15 protein-coding genes are annotated in these 17,535 nt (G+C 42.2%); 5 read left to right on the top strand and 10 right to left on the bottom strand.

What is annotated here, in order from left to right; translation table 11 throughout:
- Window positions 1–30 precede the first annotated feature (30 nt).
- Both H1A14_RS11515 and H1A14_RS11510 read right to left on the bottom strand, forming a co-directional pair.
- Window positions 31–1,107, bottom strand: a complete 1,077-nt coding sequence (locus H1A14_RS11515) for a DUF4249 domain-containing protein (RefSeq protein ID WP_194776407.1) — start codon at window positions 1,105–1,107, stop codon at window positions 31–33.
- An 82-nt stretch (window positions 1,108–1,189) separates the two neighbouring features.
- Window positions 1,190–3,514 (bottom strand): TonB-dependent receptor, encoded by a 2,325-nt coding sequence (locus tag H1A14_RS11510; protein WP_194776406.1) that lies wholly within the window; start codon window positions 3,512–3,514, stop codon window positions 1,190–1,192.
- Between the two features lie 622 nt (window positions 3,515–4,136).
- Here H1A14_RS11510 and H1A14_RS11505 point away from each other — a divergent pair.
- Both H1A14_RS11505 and H1A14_RS11500 read left to right on the top strand, forming a co-directional pair.
- Entirely contained in the window at window positions 4,137–4,364 is a 228-nt protein-coding gene (locus H1A14_RS11505; RefSeq protein WP_194776405.1) for a hypothetical protein, read from the top strand.
- Between the two features lie 49 nt (window positions 4,365–4,413).
- Window positions 4,414–5,211, top strand: a complete 798-nt coding sequence (locus H1A14_RS11500) for an MOSC domain-containing protein (protein ID WP_194776404.1) — start codon at window positions 4,414–4,416, stop codon at window positions 5,209–5,211.
- 70 nt (window positions 5,212–5,281) lie between these two features.
- Here H1A14_RS11500 and H1A14_RS11495 read toward each other — a convergent pair whose 3' ends face one another.
- From H1A14_RS11495 to truA, 7 genes are all read right to left on the bottom strand, one after another.
- Window positions 5,282–6,019 (bottom strand): DUF6733 family protein, encoded by a 738-nt coding sequence (locus H1A14_RS11495; RefSeq protein WP_228527744.1) that lies wholly within the window; start codon window positions 6,017–6,019, stop codon window positions 5,282–5,284.
- A 255-nt stretch (window positions 6,020–6,274) separates the two neighbouring features.
- The gene (hemE, locus tag H1A14_RS11490; RefSeq protein WP_194776403.1) at window positions 6,275–7,300 is read right to left on the bottom strand and encodes a uroporphyrinogen decarboxylase; all 1,026 of its coding nucleotides are present in this window, start codon (window positions 7,298–7,300) and stop codon (window positions 6,275–6,277) included.
- Window positions 7,301–7,425: 125 nt separating this feature from the next.
- Window positions 7,426–7,959, bottom strand: coding sequence for a hypothetical protein (locus H1A14_RS11485; protein ID WP_194776402.1), 534 nt, complete (start codon window positions 7,957–7,959; stop codon window positions 7,426–7,428).
- 157 nt (window positions 7,960–8,116) lie between these two features.
- The gene (locus H1A14_RS11480; RefSeq protein ID WP_194776401.1) at window positions 8,117–8,635 is read right to left on the bottom strand and encodes a hypothetical protein; all 519 of its coding nucleotides are present in this window, start codon (window positions 8,633–8,635) and stop codon (window positions 8,117–8,119) included.
- Between the two features lie 13 nt (window positions 8,636–8,648).
- Window positions 8,649–9,233, bottom strand: coding sequence for a hypothetical protein (locus H1A14_RS11475; RefSeq protein ID WP_194776400.1), 585 nt, complete (start codon window positions 9,231–9,233; stop codon window positions 8,649–8,651).
- Between the two features lie 86 nt (window positions 9,234–9,319).
- Entirely contained in the window at window positions 9,320–11,092 is a 1,773-nt protein-coding gene (locus tag H1A14_RS11470) for an ABC transporter ATP-binding protein (RefSeq protein WP_194776399.1), read from the bottom strand.
- 12 nt (window positions 11,093–11,104) lie between these two features.
- Window positions 11,105–11,860 carry a tRNA pseudouridine(38-40) synthase TruA gene (truA, locus tag H1A14_RS11465; RefSeq protein WP_194776398.1) on the bottom strand — a complete coding sequence of 252 codons (756 nt, stop codon included), beginning with the start codon at window positions 11,858–11,860 and terminating at the stop codon, window positions 11,105–11,107.
- Between the two features lie 103 nt (window positions 11,861–11,963).
- Between truA and H1A14_RS11460 the strand changes: the two genes are divergently transcribed.
- A complete protein-coding gene (locus H1A14_RS11460) occupies window positions 11,964–12,443 on the top strand; it encodes a DUF4293 domain-containing protein (RefSeq protein ID WP_194776397.1) in 480 nt (159 codons plus the stop codon).
- Here the strand turns inward: H1A14_RS11460 and H1A14_RS11455 are convergent, their stop codons facing one another.
- A complete protein-coding gene (locus H1A14_RS11455) occupies window positions 12,444–13,604 on the bottom strand; it encodes a homogentisate 1,2-dioxygenase (protein WP_194776396.1) in 1,161 nt (386 codons plus the stop codon). It lies immediately after the preceding gene.
- 189 nt (window positions 13,605–13,793) lie between these two features.
- On the opposite strand from H1A14_RS11455, the gene H1A14_RS11450 reads away from it, so the two are divergent.
- Both H1A14_RS11450 and htpG read left to right on the top strand, forming a co-directional pair.
- Window positions 13,794–15,515 (top strand): alpha/beta hydrolase-fold protein, encoded by a 1,722-nt coding sequence (locus H1A14_RS11450; protein WP_194776395.1) that lies wholly within the window; start codon window positions 13,794–13,796, stop codon window positions 15,513–15,515.
- Between the two features lie 123 nt (window positions 15,516–15,638).
- The gene (gene htpG / locus H1A14_RS11445; RefSeq protein ID WP_194776394.1) at window positions 15,639–17,522 is read left to right on the top strand and encodes a molecular chaperone HtpG; all 1,884 of its coding nucleotides are present in this window, start codon (window positions 15,639–15,641) and stop codon (window positions 17,520–17,522) included.
- The last annotated feature ends 13 nt before the right edge of the window (window positions 17,523–17,535 follow it).

Genomic DNA, 17,535 nt, shown 5'->3' with positions numbered 1-17,535 from the left:
AAATCCCATCTTTCTAAATCAATTGAACTCTCAATCAAATACCCACCATTCGGGACCTCCTTCATCCCATTTTCTACTTCCGGCTCTAATGGCACAGTTCAAGCATGCTGGAGGATAGGCATCTCTCGGTATTTCAGGATTATACTTACACGGTTCAGGCATGAAAAAAGGAACATCTTGCCTGGTCGTATAGATCCTGGTAATTTTGGCTCTGCCTACCTCAAAATATCCAAATACTCTTTCGTTTCCGTCATCGACGTTGGAAATATTGCCAAATATAGGTGCAGGTGGAATATCAAAAAGTGACCCTTCATTATTGACCATGATTTTGACTTTTTCCCAATATTCATAGGCTTCTCTATTGATGCTCAATTGCGTGACACTGAAGAAAAACGGGAAAAAAAATGAATTATCAACATTTCTCCTACCCATAACCTGATTTAATACCCGGGTATTTGAAGTCAGTCCGTCAAATAGATTTAGCCTACTGGGTTCTAAAAAATCGTAAATAAAACAATTTGGAGGAGGCGGAGGACACAATCCGGAACAAGGGAAAACAGTGCGCATCCACAAATGTGTTTCTTCAGTTTGCCATCTAAGGTAAATCGGTTCAGAGGAAGATGGAATTTCGGTGTAAGCAGAAAGCGTAAAAACCTGTTCTGGAATTTCATTTCTCAACGGTTCAAAAGTAAATGTAAAACTTAAGCTGTCTTCTGCAATAAGGGAAGGGATTTTTTCATATGAAGACCTATAAACTTTGCCATCAGCCAAAACTTCAATTGCATAACTTTTATTCTCCATGCCTTTAATGCCCTGTAATTCGTAATTGCCGTTTCCAGCATTCAAGTAAATAAATCTTTCCCCTTCTTCCGTCAAAAGTGTAACTTGTGCATTCGTGACGCCTATGGGTATCAAACCCATAGAAACTGTCTTGCTTACATTTACAACCTGTACTTCATCAAGGTCTGTGAATAGGCCATAGATGATAATTTGTCCTTCATCGGTTTCTGAAAAAAAATCAAGGCTATCAATGCAGGAAGACGTATGGGTCAATATCACCAAAGATAAAAACCAATAGCCTAACAATATTTTTTTTGAATTTCTCATTTGGTACAAAATAAGCTGTTTGCATACTGAGGAAAGCTGGAATTAAAGCCGAATCTGAGCTTATACAATAGGTTTGTCTTCTTCATTTATTAAATGATACAGTATAGGCAATTGACGGAAAAACCGAACCCAGAATAGAAACCTGGTAAGGTCTTAGGCGTGAGGAATTTTCATCTCTTTGAAAAAACACCGAATAGGCGTTTCTCCTTGCCAATAGGTTATACACACTGATATTAATTTTATCATTCCACTTTCTTACAAACCCATTCGTAATATAGGAAAGGTCAATTCTAAAGTAATTTGGTATTCTGAATTGGTTCCTGTCACTGTAATCAGGTATCAAAATTCCTCCTATCAGGTAATTTGTTGTGGGCGATGTAACAGGTCTTCCGGTTGAAAAATTGAAGTTCAGATTAAAATTTCTCCGATTTCCCAAATGAAAGTTGGTCACTAATGAAACGATATGTGGCCTGTCAAAATTTGTAGGGAACCAATTGCCCCGGTTTACCTGAATTTCACTGAACTCTGACGTGGTCCTGATCAGAGACCGGCTATAGGTATAGGCTAACCAGCCTGTAATGCCCCCGCTGTTTCTTTGGATCAAAAATTCAGCTCCATAAGCAAGTCCTTGCCCTTGGACCAATTCTGTTTCTAAATGGGGATTTAGAAACAAATCTGCGAAATCCCTGTACTCCAACTGGTTTTGGGTAGTTCTGTAAAAGCCTTCCAGGGAAGTGGACCATTCGTTTTCTTTGAAATTTCTGAAATACCCTAATGAAAAATTATGGGATCTTTGCGGTTGAATGTAAGTGGTACTCAATTGCCATAAATCAATGGGTGTTGGACCTGTGGCATTGGAAATGGTCTGTAAATACTGGAACATGCTTGAATAGCCCGCTTTGATGGAATTTACCTTGTTAAATGTCCATCTGAAAGAAGCACGAGGTTCAAATCCACCGTATTGGACTATTGTACCGGTTTCAAAAAAATCGATGTCAGAAATGGTAAGACTTGTCTGTGGTAATCCTTCCTGATATCTAAATACTGAATCGGGTCCCAATTGGCGGTATTGCGAGTACCTAAGGCCTCCTGACAACCCAAAGTTTTGGGTAGGATTCCAATCCATTGAAACAAATGGCGCATATTCCAATCCCTTTTGCTTGCTTACATTTTCCTCAATAACCCCTGACTCGACGGTATAGGGCATAAGGGTTTCGGGCCTCATCTGGTATTGGACACCTTCTCCCCCAAAGGTTATATTGATCTTTTCAAATGTGAGCAGGCCGGTGATTTTTCCCTGAAAATAATACAAGCCATTTCTGATTATCGCTGGATCCGCGCCTTCAGGCTCAAAAAACCCGTTGTTAAATGAACCAAAGGCAGCCATCCCAATAAGAGAAAAATTCTCGGTCAAAAGGTTATTGCTGGTTAGTGAAGTGACAAAATTGTTCCACTCAAATCCAAACTGATTCGAGAATCTAAAATAATCTCCAGTATTGAGCAGGGAAAAATCGATGGAATGATCTTGGGAGAACATGTGGTTGATACCAAGATAAATATCGTGAAATTTAATGTTGCTGTTTCTTACATCCGATTCATTGACTATATTCAATAACCAATTCGCATTGGATCTTCTCAATGCTGCAACCATACTTGTTTTTTCGGGAATGACTGGGCCATCAATCAAAAACTTGGTCAATGGCGTGCCTATGGTTGCCGAATAATTCCATTTTTCAAAATCACCTTTTTGCATTTCTATGTTCAATGCCGCAGCACTCCTACCACCAAAATTGCTGGGTACTGTACCTTTATACAATGTAAAATTCCTGACTACGTCACCATTAAATGACGAAAGAAAGCCGAGCGCATGACTGTTACTCAGAACAATCGCCTCATTCATCATGATTAGATTTTGATCTGCCTGACCTCCTCTGATATTCAATCCAGAAGATCCTTCACCAACAGAAGTGACACCTGGAGTAGTCTGAAGTACATTGAAAACATCCGGTTCTCCCATCAATACAGGTACCAACCTTATTTCCTCAATATTCATTTTGGTAACACCTGCGATGGGATTTGTGATATTCCTGTCTTTTTCTTCATCCCGCACAATAATTGTCTCTAATTCGAAACTAAGATTTTCCATTTCTACATCCAAAACCCCATCTCCGAAAAGTTCCACAATGAAAGGCTGTCCCCTTTTGCCCAATTGTCTGAAAACAATTCGGTGTCTGCCGGAATCTAAATGCGCCAGGTACAAACCATTTTTATCAGTATTAATTCCTGAAAACAAACCATCTATGTATACGCCTACACCTGAGATCAACTCACCGGTTTGCTTGTCCGTGATTTTGCCGGTCAAGATGTATTTGGACTTTTTATTGTCAGGATCTGCCCTAAATTCCACGGTTGTAATTTCTGTTTGAGCTAAGACCTCAGAATGGACATTGATAAAAAAAATAACAATTATAAAACAAAAGAAAAATCGGTACCCCAGTGTATATTGACTGCTAAAATTCATAGGTCCAAGCTTTTGTTTTTGGCATTGAAAAGTATTTAGTTTAAAGTAAACGATTATATTTAATTTTAAAAAAGAACTGATTAAAATAGATCAACCTTCTCTTCTTCTACGAAATGCCCAAAATCAATAATTTTTTTTTGCCTTTGGTTTTGAAGGTTACCTTGTTAATTTGATGACTGTTTTATTTTTGCTTCAAACAGGAATTTATTTGTTGTTAAAAATTTTCCAAAAGAAAAAGTTTTCTTTTGTACTCAATTCCAAGAGAATCCGCCTCCCTGAAAACGCTTCTCCTTTTTTGCCTTTTTCACTATTGACTACAATAGAATTGCTAAAATGGCCCTCCACTTTGATCGATCGGGAAAAGTCAGCTAAAAATTTTAACCCTTTGAAATGATTGTCCAACGCACTCGATGATGATAACTGATCAAGTGATTCCCATGATCTATCCCACCGGCCCATGCAACCCAAATCAAACTTTTTGTATCTTTACAGTATAACACTTTTCGTTATGAAAAATAATTTGGTAAGAGATCGGATAAAATGGTTTATTGTTTTGCTCTCAGGGGCGCTGCTTTCCGGATGGGTATCATTTGGACCCAATCAGGCTTTGCTTCCTCATTTGCAGCAAGTTGTAAAAAATTCTTTTTTTTCGATAAACAAGGATGATTTTGGTAAAAAAGTGATTTTTAAATCTATTTCAGACAAATACCACGGAAGATTTCAGGAGTTGTTTTGATTCAGGAAGTTCAAAAACTAACTTTATCACAAACAAACTCCCAATCCTTATGCAAGTATCGGCCATCTACATCTATCCCATCAAATCGCTGGGGGGCATTGCTCTACCTAGTGCAAAAGCTGAAATAAAAGGCTTTCAACATGACCGGAGGTGGATGCTGGTAGATGAAAGTGGAACATTTTTAACCCAACGCAAATATCCCCAGATGGCATTGCTCCAAGTCACCCTCGAAAATGATGGTTTGAGGATCAGTCACAAAAAAAATGAGGAAAAGTCCTTATTTGTAGCTTTTGAACCCCAAAAGGGTAACGTAGTCCAGGTTATAATCTGGGATGATGTAGTGGGGGCAATAGAGGTAAGTAACGTGGCCAATGACTGGTTTACAGAACAATTGGGCATGACCTGCAAGCTGGTCTACATGCCCGATGTAACCGAAAGAAAAATCAAAGCCAAATATGCGGTAAATGAAGAATCCGTCAGTTTTGCAGATGGCATGCCTTATCTTCTGATCGGGCAAAGCTCCCTCGATGACCTCAATGGCAAACTGGATAATCCGGTACCTATGAACCGTTTTCGGCCAAATCTGGTATTTACAGGAGCAGAGGCTTTTGAAGAGGACCAATGGAATTACCTTCAAATTGGAGCAATTTCCTTTAAAGTCACCAAACCCTGCGCAAGATGTGTGCTGACGACAGTGGACCAAGCGACGGGTAAAAAAGGAAATGAGCCCTTAAAAACATTGGCCTCCTACCGCTTAATGGATAAAAAAATCATGTTTGGTCAAAACATGATTTGTCTGGAAGAAGGGGTAGTATCGGTAGGGGATGAGATTAGACTGTCTCATTAAAAAAAAATGCCACCGTCCTTTGGCGTGACGGTGACAATTCTCAATCAAGTTTAGTTTAGTTGTTTACTTTTTAGAAGCTAAATCCAGTAGTGAGTTTGAAGAAGGAGTCCCTTCCTTCTACCAAATCAGTACCGAAAGAAAGCCTTGCAAATGCTCCACCAGATGGCCTTGAAAATTGTACATATGGTCCTAACCATTGGTACACGTCCGTAGAAGACTCCACTTCAGATCCACCAGTGTTAACCAGATGCTCAAAGTGGGCGCCAAGAGAAAAGAATGAACTGGCTTTGAAACCGAAATTTGCCCAGTAATGGAGGTAAGATAAGGTGGTTTGAGTTCCCACGGTTTCATTCCTTAAAGGAGCATAGTAGCCCAGGTAGATTTGGCCTTCTGTTTTGGCTTTGTCTAAGCCTATGGTCAGGTTAGGAACAATACCATCTCCAAATATAGCGGGACCAGCAGTACCTGATGAAAGCAGGTTTCCACCTAGAACACCAATTTGTGGGTTGACATTAATCCCTTCAGCTACTGGAAAATTCAAACCGACACCGAATTCAGTCCAGTTTCCCCAGCCTCCACCAGTTCCACCAGACCATAAAATTCCGTAGAATGTGAAATCCAAGCTTTCAGTTACGCTGTAGGAACCTTGAAAGAATGGATAAAACCCGAAGAATGTATCGGAGTTGAGACTGACATCAAAGCTGAATTTGCTGTCATCTTGTGCTACAGCGTCGGTCATTTGGATGGCTAGGCATAAGATGCTCATCAGGGCACCTTTTACCATCATTTTGGTAAATCTTTTTTTCATGGTTTAAATAGGTTTTGTGTGAGTTATAATTTGAAGCATTTATCTAGGATCTTGCATAAATAATTCAAATGTTGGATCGAAAGTAAACCATATTTTTGTTATTTGCAATAGTTTAATAAAAATAGTGCTAATTTTTTAACCATTATCTTATAAAATTGCATAATTAGTAAGTTTAGTGGGTCTTTTTTGAACCGGAAATAAAAAAAGGGATCCATTGGACCCCTTTAGTAAGTGAAATGCAAATTTCTTGACAAATCAGGTATAATTTTTAACCGCTTCTATAAATACCTTTACATTTTCCGGATTGGTATCGGGATAAACCCCATGTCCTAAATTGGCAATGTGGCGGGTCCCTTTAAATTGATCCAACATCCTGTGGGTGGCCTGTTCAATGGACTTCGGAGAACCATAAAGTACCGCAGGATCCAAATTTCCCTGTAAAGTCTTGTCCTGACCAATCAACGCCCTGGATTCCTGAATATCCATGTTCCAATCCAGGCCTATGGTTTCACAGTTGAGTTGGCCAAGGGCTTTTCTGGCAAAAAAGGCCCCTTTGGCGAAAACAGTCTTGGGAACTTCATGAATGGCATCACAGATTTTTGCTACATAAGGCAAAGAAAAATCCGCATAATGATCAGGTGGTAAAATCCCGGCCCAGCTGTCAAAAACCTGAACCAGGTTGACGCCTGCCTTGATTTGTGCTTTCAAATAATGAATGGTACTCTCAGTGATCATGTCCAAAAGTTGATGGGAAAGTTCCGGTTCATTGTACAACATGGCCCTGGCTTTGGAAAAAGTCTTGCTTCCCGAACCTTCCACCATGTAGGCAAAGATGGTCCATGGAGCTCCGGCAAATCCAATCAGTGGCACCCGGCCATTCAGGGCTTTTTTGGTGATTTTGATGGCTTCAATTACATAACCGAGATCATTGGAGCCATCTGCAATCCTTAATTTCTTGATGTCTGAGGCACTGGCAATGGTCTCGGGAAACCAAGGGCCCCGTTTTTCGACCATTTCATAGGGCAAACCCATGGCTTCCGGAATAACCAAAATATCAGAAAATATGATCGCTGCATCTACCTTCAGTAGATCCACAGGCTGTATGGTAACTTCTGCGGCCAGATCCGGGGTTTTCGCCAGCTCAATAAAACCGCTCACACTGTTTCTCACCTCACGGTATTCGGGAAGGATCCTACCAGCCTGCCGCATCAACCAAACCGGGGTACGTTCCACCTTCTGCCCAAGAGCAGCACGGATCAATAAATCATTTTTCAATTGCATAGAACAAAGATAAGGCGGAATTTTAAACCAGAAAGCCTAAACGCACCATTTGGGTCAAAAGAAAAACCACCCCATACGAAAGGGATGGTTTTATATATACGATTGAATATATCGATTAGACCTAATTAACGAGTCCAGCCTTTGACCACATCACTTTCGTCCACTCCGATCAATTGCATTACTGCATTGTAATCAGAGAAATCAATTCGGGCATTGGCAAGGTCACCGGGAACAATGACTACCCTAAATAGTTGGTCAATGGTCCATTCATTAGATAGTATCCCTGGGTCAAAGGAAGTTTCCAGAAAAATGCTAAAATCCTCAATCGTGAAATCAAAATTATACTGTAGCACTCCTTCCTCAAACAACACGAGTTGTGGTAATTGTCTCCAAACTGGTTCACCGTTGTTAAAATCCCATGCGATATAGATCAATAAAACATCCCCGGGAAATAATTCTGGATCAAGTGGGAAAAAATTCGCATAATCATTTTGCTGTGTAAAGTCTAAGTCCAGTTCGAAAACCTCGGCCACAATGTTAATCCCAGCAGGACCAGCAGGACCAACCGGGCCAGGACCGCCAGGAGGGCCTTGGGGTCCTTCGCAGGCCTGAAATCCCAAGCCGCCTATGACAAATAATGCAATTAGAAGTTTCTTCATGTTTTTTGGTTGATTTAGTGAATAATAAATAAATGATCTTTTTTAGTTAGGCCTTTCACCCTCATTTTGAATTGGGTAGTTAATTTACCAAAACCACCGATAGAAAAAAACCATACAGTTATAAACCCCAATTGGAAAAAGAAGGTTGTAGCTGACTTTATGGTTTTTTGACAGGTGCAAATACTTCCACAAAATCTTCCCCAATAATCCTGTCTATAAATATTCCTTGGAGCACTTTACCCTCAGCTTGCGCAAATGCCTCTATTTTTGATTTTACTTTCTCAGGACCTGGCATGACCCAAGGATTGGTTTGAATCCTTGCTACTATACATTGATCTCCTGAAAGGCTAAGCGTATCCAACGCGCCGCCTTCAATGATGGCAGGATATTTATCCAATCCGACAAAAACCTCCATGGTATCCCGTTTCCCGGCAGGTTCAACTTGATACCAGGTATGTAGGCTAGCACCTTCCGTCTGTTGCACCAGCCCAATTACCTGATCGAAAGTTTCCTTCAGGGCTTCATCCTGCGGCGTCCCTTTGAAATAAATGCCGTAGAGCTCCATGGATCCGTTTTCCTCTAGACTGATTTCCGGTTCTTTAAACCCGCCTAGATAATACAGGCCTACCCAAGCGAGCAGGATGACAAAAAATGCAAAAAGCAGGGCCTTTTTCATTTTCCCAATGTCACTAAAACAGATACCTGATGCCCACTCCACCCTGAAGCTTGACATGCCCAGGTCTATCCAATATTTCAATAAACATCCCTACCTCTGCAAAGACATTGATCGGTGCATTGGCAAAATAATATTCTGTACCTACAAATCCCTCAGGGCCAAAATCCATATTTCCTCTGCTTTCCATAAGTGGGGTAGACGAGGAAGAAGTGGGGTCATTGTATAAAAAATCTACGGATACTCTCCTCAATTGCGCCCCAACTCCCCCATAGGCCAATAAGATGCCTTCGTCTATACTAAACTGATCCGTGATGTCTTCGTGATAGGCTCCACGGATGTTTAAGGAAAACGAACTGCTCGCACTGTGGCTAAGGTACACGGCATTTGGAGTTGGGCGGTTATTGTCAAAGGACCTCCTGTAATATTGTGGATTGTTTACCCCTGCCCTGCCGAACATCCCCTCAAAAGATATCTTATCAGTAAAAAAAGATTTATAAGTGATGGAAAGGGGTTCACCTAACCGTACCCCTATGCCCCTTTCCTGAGCTTTTAATGCGAATGGGACCAAAAGGACGAAGAACAAAAGTATTTTTTTCATGCTGAATTTTTCGTGTGAGTTACTCCCTCAAAATTATACACAAAAGTCTAATATCCATACAAACAGGTTGCTTTTGAATTATAAATCTAGCTGACCATGGATTTGAGCTGCAACTGATGAAGGTGCGCATAATAACCTTCCTGCTCAAGCAAACTTTCATGGGTTCCGGATTCCTTGATTTCACCTTGGTGCAAAAGGATGATCTTGTCTGCTTTTTTGATCGTTGAAAGCCGGTGGGCAATGACAATGGAGGTCCTCCCCTTCATCATTTTTTCAATCGCTTTCTGAATCATTTCTTCAGTCTCAGTATCCACTGATGAAGTGGCCTCATCTAAAATCAAGATCTCAGGATTATATACCATTGCTCTGACAAATGAAATGAGTTGTCTTTGTCCCACAGAAAGCGTGGCCCCTCTTTCCATGACATTATAATCCAAACCCCCAGGCAATTTTTCAATGAATTTTTTAGCTCCTACCAATTTGGCCGCATGCATGACCTGTTCTCTACTGATATCAGGATTGCCTAAGGTGATGTTGAAATAAATGGTGTCGGAGAACAGAAACACATCCTGCAAAACCACACCGATATGCTTTCTCAGAAATCCGAGTTCGTATTCCCGGATATCCCTACCATCGACCAGTATATTTCCTTTGTTGATTTCGTAGAACCGGGTGATCAGGTTGATGATGGAGGATTTTCCTGCCCCTGTAGCTCCTACCAGAGCAATGGTCTCACCATGTTTGACATCAAAACTGATGTTTTTGAGTACCCATTCCTCATCATTATAAGCAAACCATACGTTTTGTAGTTGGATTCCACCATTGATTTTTTCCGGGGCATAACTGCCTTCATTGGGTATCTGATCATGGTTATCCATCAGTTTGAAGATCCGATCGGAGCTCACTACTCCCATTTGAAGGGTATTGAATCGGTCGGCTATCATCCGGATAGGACGGAAAAACAGCTGCAGGTACATGATAAATGAAATCAGTACCCCAACCTTTAAATCCAAATCAAATACTCCAGTAGCACCATACCACACCACCAATCCTAGGCCGATAGCCTGTATGATCTCAGAAACTGGATAATACACCGAATAGTAAAGCACTGATTTCAGGTGGGCTTTGCGGTGCTCCTTGTTGATGGACTGGAATTTTTCGTACTCCCTTTTCTCCCGGTTAAATATCTGGACGATGTTCATTCCGGTGATGTGTTCCTGTAAAAAAGCATTGAGATTGGATACGGCATTTCTAACCTCGTTAAAAGCTACTTTAATTTTTTCCTTGAAAACATAGGTGGAAATGATGAGCAAAGGCAAAGTACTTAAGCTGACCAAAGTTAGTTTCCAATCAATGTAAAACATCACTCCCAAAATGGTCACCAATTGAAGCAAATCTCCAATGATGGCGGCGAGCCCTTCACTGAATACGTCGGCGAGGGTTTCTACATCTGAGACATTTCTGGTCACCAAACGCCCGATAGGGGTATTGTCAAAAAATTTAAGCCTCATTTTTAGCAAATGGCGGTAGAGTTTGACCCGGATATCACGGATAATGACTTGACCGATCCAGCCGGAAAGATAAGTATGTGCCCACTGCACCAACGCTTGGGCAAGCATCAGTCCTACGAGAATGTATATGATCCTGGTCAATCCTTCTTTGTCACCCAAAGCCACATAATCATCTATGGCTATCTGTATAAAAAGGGGCCTGGTAGGTGCCAGAATAGCGAGCAACAACGTCAAAAGCACCAATAAATAAAACCTTGATTTGTAGGGTTTTACAAATTGGTAGAGTTGTTTCAGGACCTTAGCATCCAGAATCTCCCCACTTTTTACGTTTTCTTTTTCCAGACTCAAGTTGTTCTCTTTTTATGTAAAAAGGACATCGGGATAAACTACTTTACTCAAAAACAAACCATCAGCAGGCACATTGGCACCTGCTTTTTTTCTGTCTTTGCTTAAAATGATCTGACGAAAGTCCTCTTTGTTGATTTTACCGGTTCCCACTTGGACCATAGTGCCCACGATGGCACGTACCATTCCTCTCAAGAACCGATTGGCGGTTATATGAAAAATCAAATAAGATTCTTTTTGTTCCCAATAAGCTTCTTTTATTTTACAATCAAAATGCTTCACATCCGTATGGATCTTGCTGAAGCACTGAAAATCCCGGTGTTCTAACAATACACTGGCTGCTTCATTCATTTTCTCCATGTCTAAATCGTAGTAGCAGTACCAACTTAGCCCCTGTTTAAACGGATTTTTTCTCAGTGAAATAACATATTCATAGCTTCTCCACAAGGCACTGAACCTCGCATGGGCATCTGAACGGACTGCTCTAAGGTCATAAACGGCAATGTCTTTGGGAAGGATGCCGTTTAGCTTTTTTACCGCCATTTTTGGTTCTAAATCCCCATCAAGATCAAAGTGAAGAAACTGCTGAGAAGCATGAACACCAGTGTCCGTTCGTCCACTGCCCATGACCGACACAGGTCTTCCGAAAAGCAATTCAAGCGCACCTTCCATTTCTGATTGAACGGAATGGGCATTGTGCTGCAGCTGCCAGCCATGATAATTGGTTCCTTTGTAGGCAAATTCCAGAAAATACCGCTTGATGTCTCCCATTTTCCAAATACAAAGATACTATTTCCCCATTCAAATTGAGGGAACAATGCTTTTTCTTGCTAATAAACAGATATCCTCCTTACTTTGTCAAAAAAATCAGATCATGATACAGAGAGTTCAGACCATATTCCTTTTCCTTGTGGCAGTTTTTATGCTATTGGTGACTATTTTCCCCATTTGGGAGCAGGTCAATGACGCCCTCACCGAGCAGTTGAAATTGACCGCCTGGTCCATGGATTTAATCTCCTTGGAAACAGATCAAACGATCAGTTCCCGACAAAATATTTACATTGGACTACTGGCCTTGATCGGTGCGGGGATCGCTTTCTATAGCCTTTCCCAGTTCAAGAACAGAGGAAAGCAGATGATGCTGAACATGGTCAACTCCCTGGTCATGATCAGTGGTTTGGGCATATCCATTTACCTGACTTTTCAGGCCAATGAAGACTTCAATTCCGTCGATCAAGGTCAATTTCTCGTTGGCTTTTATGCCTACTTTGCAGGCATGATCTGTAACATCCTGGCCAACCGATTTATCAGGAAAGACGAACTCCTTGTCAGATCCGTAGACCGGATCCGCTGATCATTCCGTCCAGCTCATGGGGTAATTTTTATCCACATACTCCAGGGCAGCGGTGGTGATCTGCAAAGGATTGAAAGTATCCAACATCACTGCGATTTCGTCGGTTGATTTGGCGCCAATGCTTTTTTCGACCGTGCCTGGGTGAGGTCCATGAGGCAAGCCTCCCATGTGGATGGTAAAAGAACCTCTGTCTATGCCTTTTCTACTCATAAATTCCCCTTCCACATAATACAACACCTCATCTGAATCGATGTTGGAATGGTTGTATGGGGCTGGAATGGCCTGCGGATGGTAATCAAATAGACGGGGCACAAATGAACAGATCACAAATCCCATGGCCTGAAAGGTCTGATGAACCGGAGGTGGCTGATGGATTCTTCCCGTTATAGGCTCAAAATCATGAATTGAAAGTGTGTAAGGATACAGGTACCCATCCCAGCCTACAATATCCAATGGACTGTGTTCGTAAGCATATTGGTGAAGCATCCCCTGCTTTTTGATCTGAATGAGGTAGTTTCCTTTTTCTTTTTCCAAACGCAGCTCATGGGGAGGATGGATGTCCCGTTCACAATAAGGCGAATGCTCAAGCAACTGACCCAATTCGTTGCGGTAGCGCTTCACGGTTTCTATGGCACCTTTGGATTCAATCACCAATAATTTGAGGGGACCTTCATTCCATTCAAAGCGGTAAATGGTGGTTCTTGGAATGACGATGTAATCGCCTGCTTTTACTTTAAGCTTGCCAAACTGGGAAAAAAGATAGCCATCTCCATCATGCACAAAAACCACCTCATCTCCGTCTGCATTTTTAAAATAATAATCCATTTTTCTTTCCTCAGGCACACAAATACCCATCATCACCTCATGGTTCATCATAAGGATTTTTCTGGCCCCTAAATAATCCTTTCCAGTGGTTTTTACATTGGCCGTATTGAGGTGGGTTTGCTTGAGCCCATGTTCTTTGGCAATTTCCCAATGGAAGTGTTTTGGTTCCCCTATGGATTTCACTTGGTTGGGATTGTAGAGGTGGTAAAGTGTGGAATATATTCCAGAAAAACCTTTGGAACTCACCACTTCTTCCTTGTAAAGTGTGCCGTCAGCTTGTCTGAATTGGGTGTGTCTTTTGGGTGGGATTTCTCCCAGTTTATGATAAAATGCCATTTTTATTTGGGTTTATTGAATGCTTAAAGTTAATAAAATGAATTCAGTTTAAGGACCAAACCTAAAGTAAATAAAGTGGGCCTAACTTTTAGTTAACAAACAAAAAAGCCAATCCATTCGATTGCGATTTATTTTCTTCTGGTTTTTGGAATTTTGACTATCTTACCCTCTGACCAAAAACGTAAAATCATGCGTGCGACTTTATTCCTTTGTTTAGTGCTTTTTGCGGGCTGCCAGCAAAACCACACTCCCCTCATCACAATCAAGGTAGCTTCTGAATTCCGTGACCAAGTCAAAGATGGCAGGCTACTTTTGTTGATCCACCATAATGACCAAGTAGAGCCTCGTTTTGCGGTAAGTGATGAAGTAGGTTCTGCGCAGGTTTTTGGAATGGATTTCGAAGACCATCCAACTGATCAGGATTTTTCCTTTGAGCTGGACACTTTTGGTTATCCGGTGGAAAAATGGGAAGATCTGCCGGACGGAGAATTCCACATTCAAGCCTACCTGATTCCTTATGAAACCTTCGAAAGGGCCGATGGCCACACCATCAAAATGCCCATGGACCAAGGGGAAGGCCGACAATGGAACCGTACTCCCGGAAGCCTGTTCAGCCTACCCAAAAAAGTACAATGGGATGGAATTCAAGGGCTCGAACTCGTGTTGGACCAAGCCAATCCACCGGTTACAAAGCCAGAGGATACTGAATTTATCAAGCACATCCAATTCAAAAGTGACCTGCTCTCCGAATTTTGGGGACGGGACATTTACTTGGGTGCCCACGTTTTGCTCCCAAGGGATTTTGAGGAGAATCCAGAGGAATATTATCCGCTGATGATTTTTCACGGACACTTTCCTTCCGATTTCAGTGGCTTTAGGACCATCCCCCCTGATGAAGACCTGGAAGATACCTACAATGCCCGATTTGGCATCTATGGCTATGAAAAGATCCAACAACAGGAGGCTTACGACTTTTATCAGCAATGGATTTCGGATGATTTCCCAAAATTCATCGTGATCGAAATCCAGCATGCCAATCCCTTTTATGATGACAGTTATGCTGTAAATTCTGAAAATCTCGGCCCCTATGGAGATGCGCTCACTTATGAATTGATCCCGCATATCGAAAAAGAATTCAGGGGTATAGGGGAAGGATGGGCCAGGTTTACCTACGGCGGATCCACCGGAGGCTGGGAAGCTTTGGCAGTACAGGTGAAATACCCCAAAGAATACAATGGTTGTTTTGCAGCCTGTCCTGACCCCATTGATTTCAGGGCCTATACCTCGGTGAACATTTATGAAGAAAGCAATGCTTATGTACTTCAGGGTCCTTTTAGAAAAACCGATCGGGTGGGGAAAAGAAACTATTTGGGCCATGTATCCGCCATGCTTCGGGACATGAATCACAAGGAGTTGGCCCTGGGAGGCACCAAAAGCAGGTCAGGGGATCAGTGGGACATTTGGCAGGCTGTCTATTCGCCTGTCGGAGAGGATGGCTACCCCAAACCGATCTGGGACAGGTATTCCGGAGAAATCGACCCTGAGGTGGCAGAATTCTGGCGGGAAAATTATGACTTAAGGTACATCATGGAGCGGGATTGGTCCGACCTGGGGCAAGACCTGGAAGGCAAGGTCCATATTTACTGTGGTGACATGGACAATTATTACCTCAACTATGCGGTTTACCTGACGGAGGCCTTCTTGGAGAGCACCAATGATCCATATTATGGCGGGGAGGTCTTGTATGGAGACCGGGCCGAACATTGCTGGAACGGAGATCCAGATCTGCCCAATTACATCACCCGGCTGAGGTACAATACGATGTATCTGGAGAAAATCGCCAAACGGCTTCAGGCTACCGCTCCTCGAAGTTTTGATCAAAAAAGGTGGGTGCTAAAAAAAACGAAGTAGTCCTCCTGGTTCCTTCTTCTTGATTTTTCACACTCTGCCATTTTGACACCAAACAAGCTTTGGAACAGGCCTTGATATGGGGATTGTATCAGATCATGTTAATCAACTAAATCGAATATAGCTATGCAGGAAAAAGGTACCATCTCGATACATACCGAGAATATCTTCCCGATCATCAAGAAGTTTTTGTACTCAGACAATGAGATTTTCTTAAGGGAACTGGTTTCCAATGCCGTGGATGCCACCCAAAAAATCAAAAGACTGGCCACCTTGGGCCAATACAACGGGGAATTGGGTGATGTCACTGTGGAAGTGGCCTTTGATAAGGACAAAAAAACCATCACTATTTCCGACAAGGGCTTGGGCATGACTGCCGAGGAAATCAAAAAGTACATCAATCAGATTGCCTTCTCAGGTGCTACCGAGTTTGTAGAGAAATTCAAAGATGCCAAAGATGCCAATGAAATCATCGGTAAATTTGGTCTGGGATTCTATTCTGCCTTTATGGTCGCTGACCGAGTAGAAATCAATACCCTTTCCTATCAGGATGGGGCAGAAGCAGCCAAGTGGACCTGTGATGGAAGCACGGAGTTTGAAATCACACCCGGGGACAAAAAAGAAAGAGGAACAGAAGTCACCCTCTTTATCAATGCCGATTCAGAGGAGTTTTTGGACAAGTGGAAACTTCAAAGCATCCTGGACAAATACTGCAAATTCCTTCCTGTCCCAATCAAGTTCGGCACCAAATCCGAAAGTGTGGAAGATGGAGAGGACGAAGAAGGCAAAAAGAAATGGAAGTCTGTAGAAGTAGACAACATCATCAATACCACGACGCCTATCTGGACCAAATCCCCCAATGAGCTTTCCGATGAGGATTACCTGGGTTTTTATAAAGAATTGTATCCCATGAGCGAGGATCCCCTATTCTGGATTCACCTCAATGTGGATTATCCTTTCAACCTGACTGGGGTACTTTATTTCCCAAAAGTCAAAAATGAATTTGAACTGCAGAAAAACAAGATCAAGCTATTCAGCCGTCAGGTGTTTATTACCGATGAGGTTAAAGACATTGTTCCGGAGTTTTTGATGTTGCTGCATGGGGTCATCGATTCACCGGATATCCCATTGAATGTGTCCCGTAGCTTCCTGCAGTCTGACAGCAATGTGAAAAAGATCAACAACTACATCACCAAAAAAGTGGCGGACAGGTTGAGCGATCTTTACAAAAAAGACCGAAAGGTATACGAAGACAAGTGGAATGACATTGGCCTGTTTGTAAAATACGGCATGATCAGCGAAGAAAAGTTTGCTGAAAAAGCCAAGGAATTTGCTTTGTTGAAAAATACAGATGGTCAGTATTTTACTTTCGCCGAATACAAAGAGAAAGTGGCTACGCTACAAACTGACAAAGAAGGCAACACCATCTATTTGTATGCCACAGATGCGGACAAGCAGGACAGCTTTGTCCAGTCTGCCAACAAAAAGGACTATGATGTGTTGGTGATGGATTCTCCGATAGACAGTCATTTTATCCAGCATGTGGAAATGAAAGAGGAGAAAACCCAACTCAAAAGGGTGGATGCCGATGTGGTGGATAAACTGATCCAAAAAGAAGCACAGTTCGAAAACCTGTTGACCGAGGATCAGTCCAATAAGGTGAAGGAAATCTTTGAAAAAGCCATCAACAACAAAGATTACTCAGTGGCAGTGGAAAGCCAAAGTCCAGAAGAGCTGCCGGTGACCATCACCATGGAGGAATTTATGCGAAGGATGAAGGACATGGCCCAGAACGGCGGAGGAATGGGCTTCTATGGCGCCATGCCGGATCATTACAAGGTCGCCATCAATGGCAACCATCCTGTCATCGACAAAGTACTCAAATCCGAGGACGAAGCCATCCAGACCACGCTGGCCAAACAGGCCTTTGATCTGGCCCTGCTTTCCCAGGGATTGCTGAAAGGCAAGGACCTGACTGCTTTTGTCAAAAGGAGTGTTGATTTGATTTAAGCTTTAACCCTTG

This window comes from Pararhodonellum marinum, assembly GCF_015354735.1.
GTDB lineage: Bacteria > Bacteroidota > Bacteroidia > Cytophagales > Cyclobacteriaceae > Pararhodonellum > Pararhodonellum marinum.
This window is presented reverse-complemented; position numbering and strand designations above follow the sequence as displayed.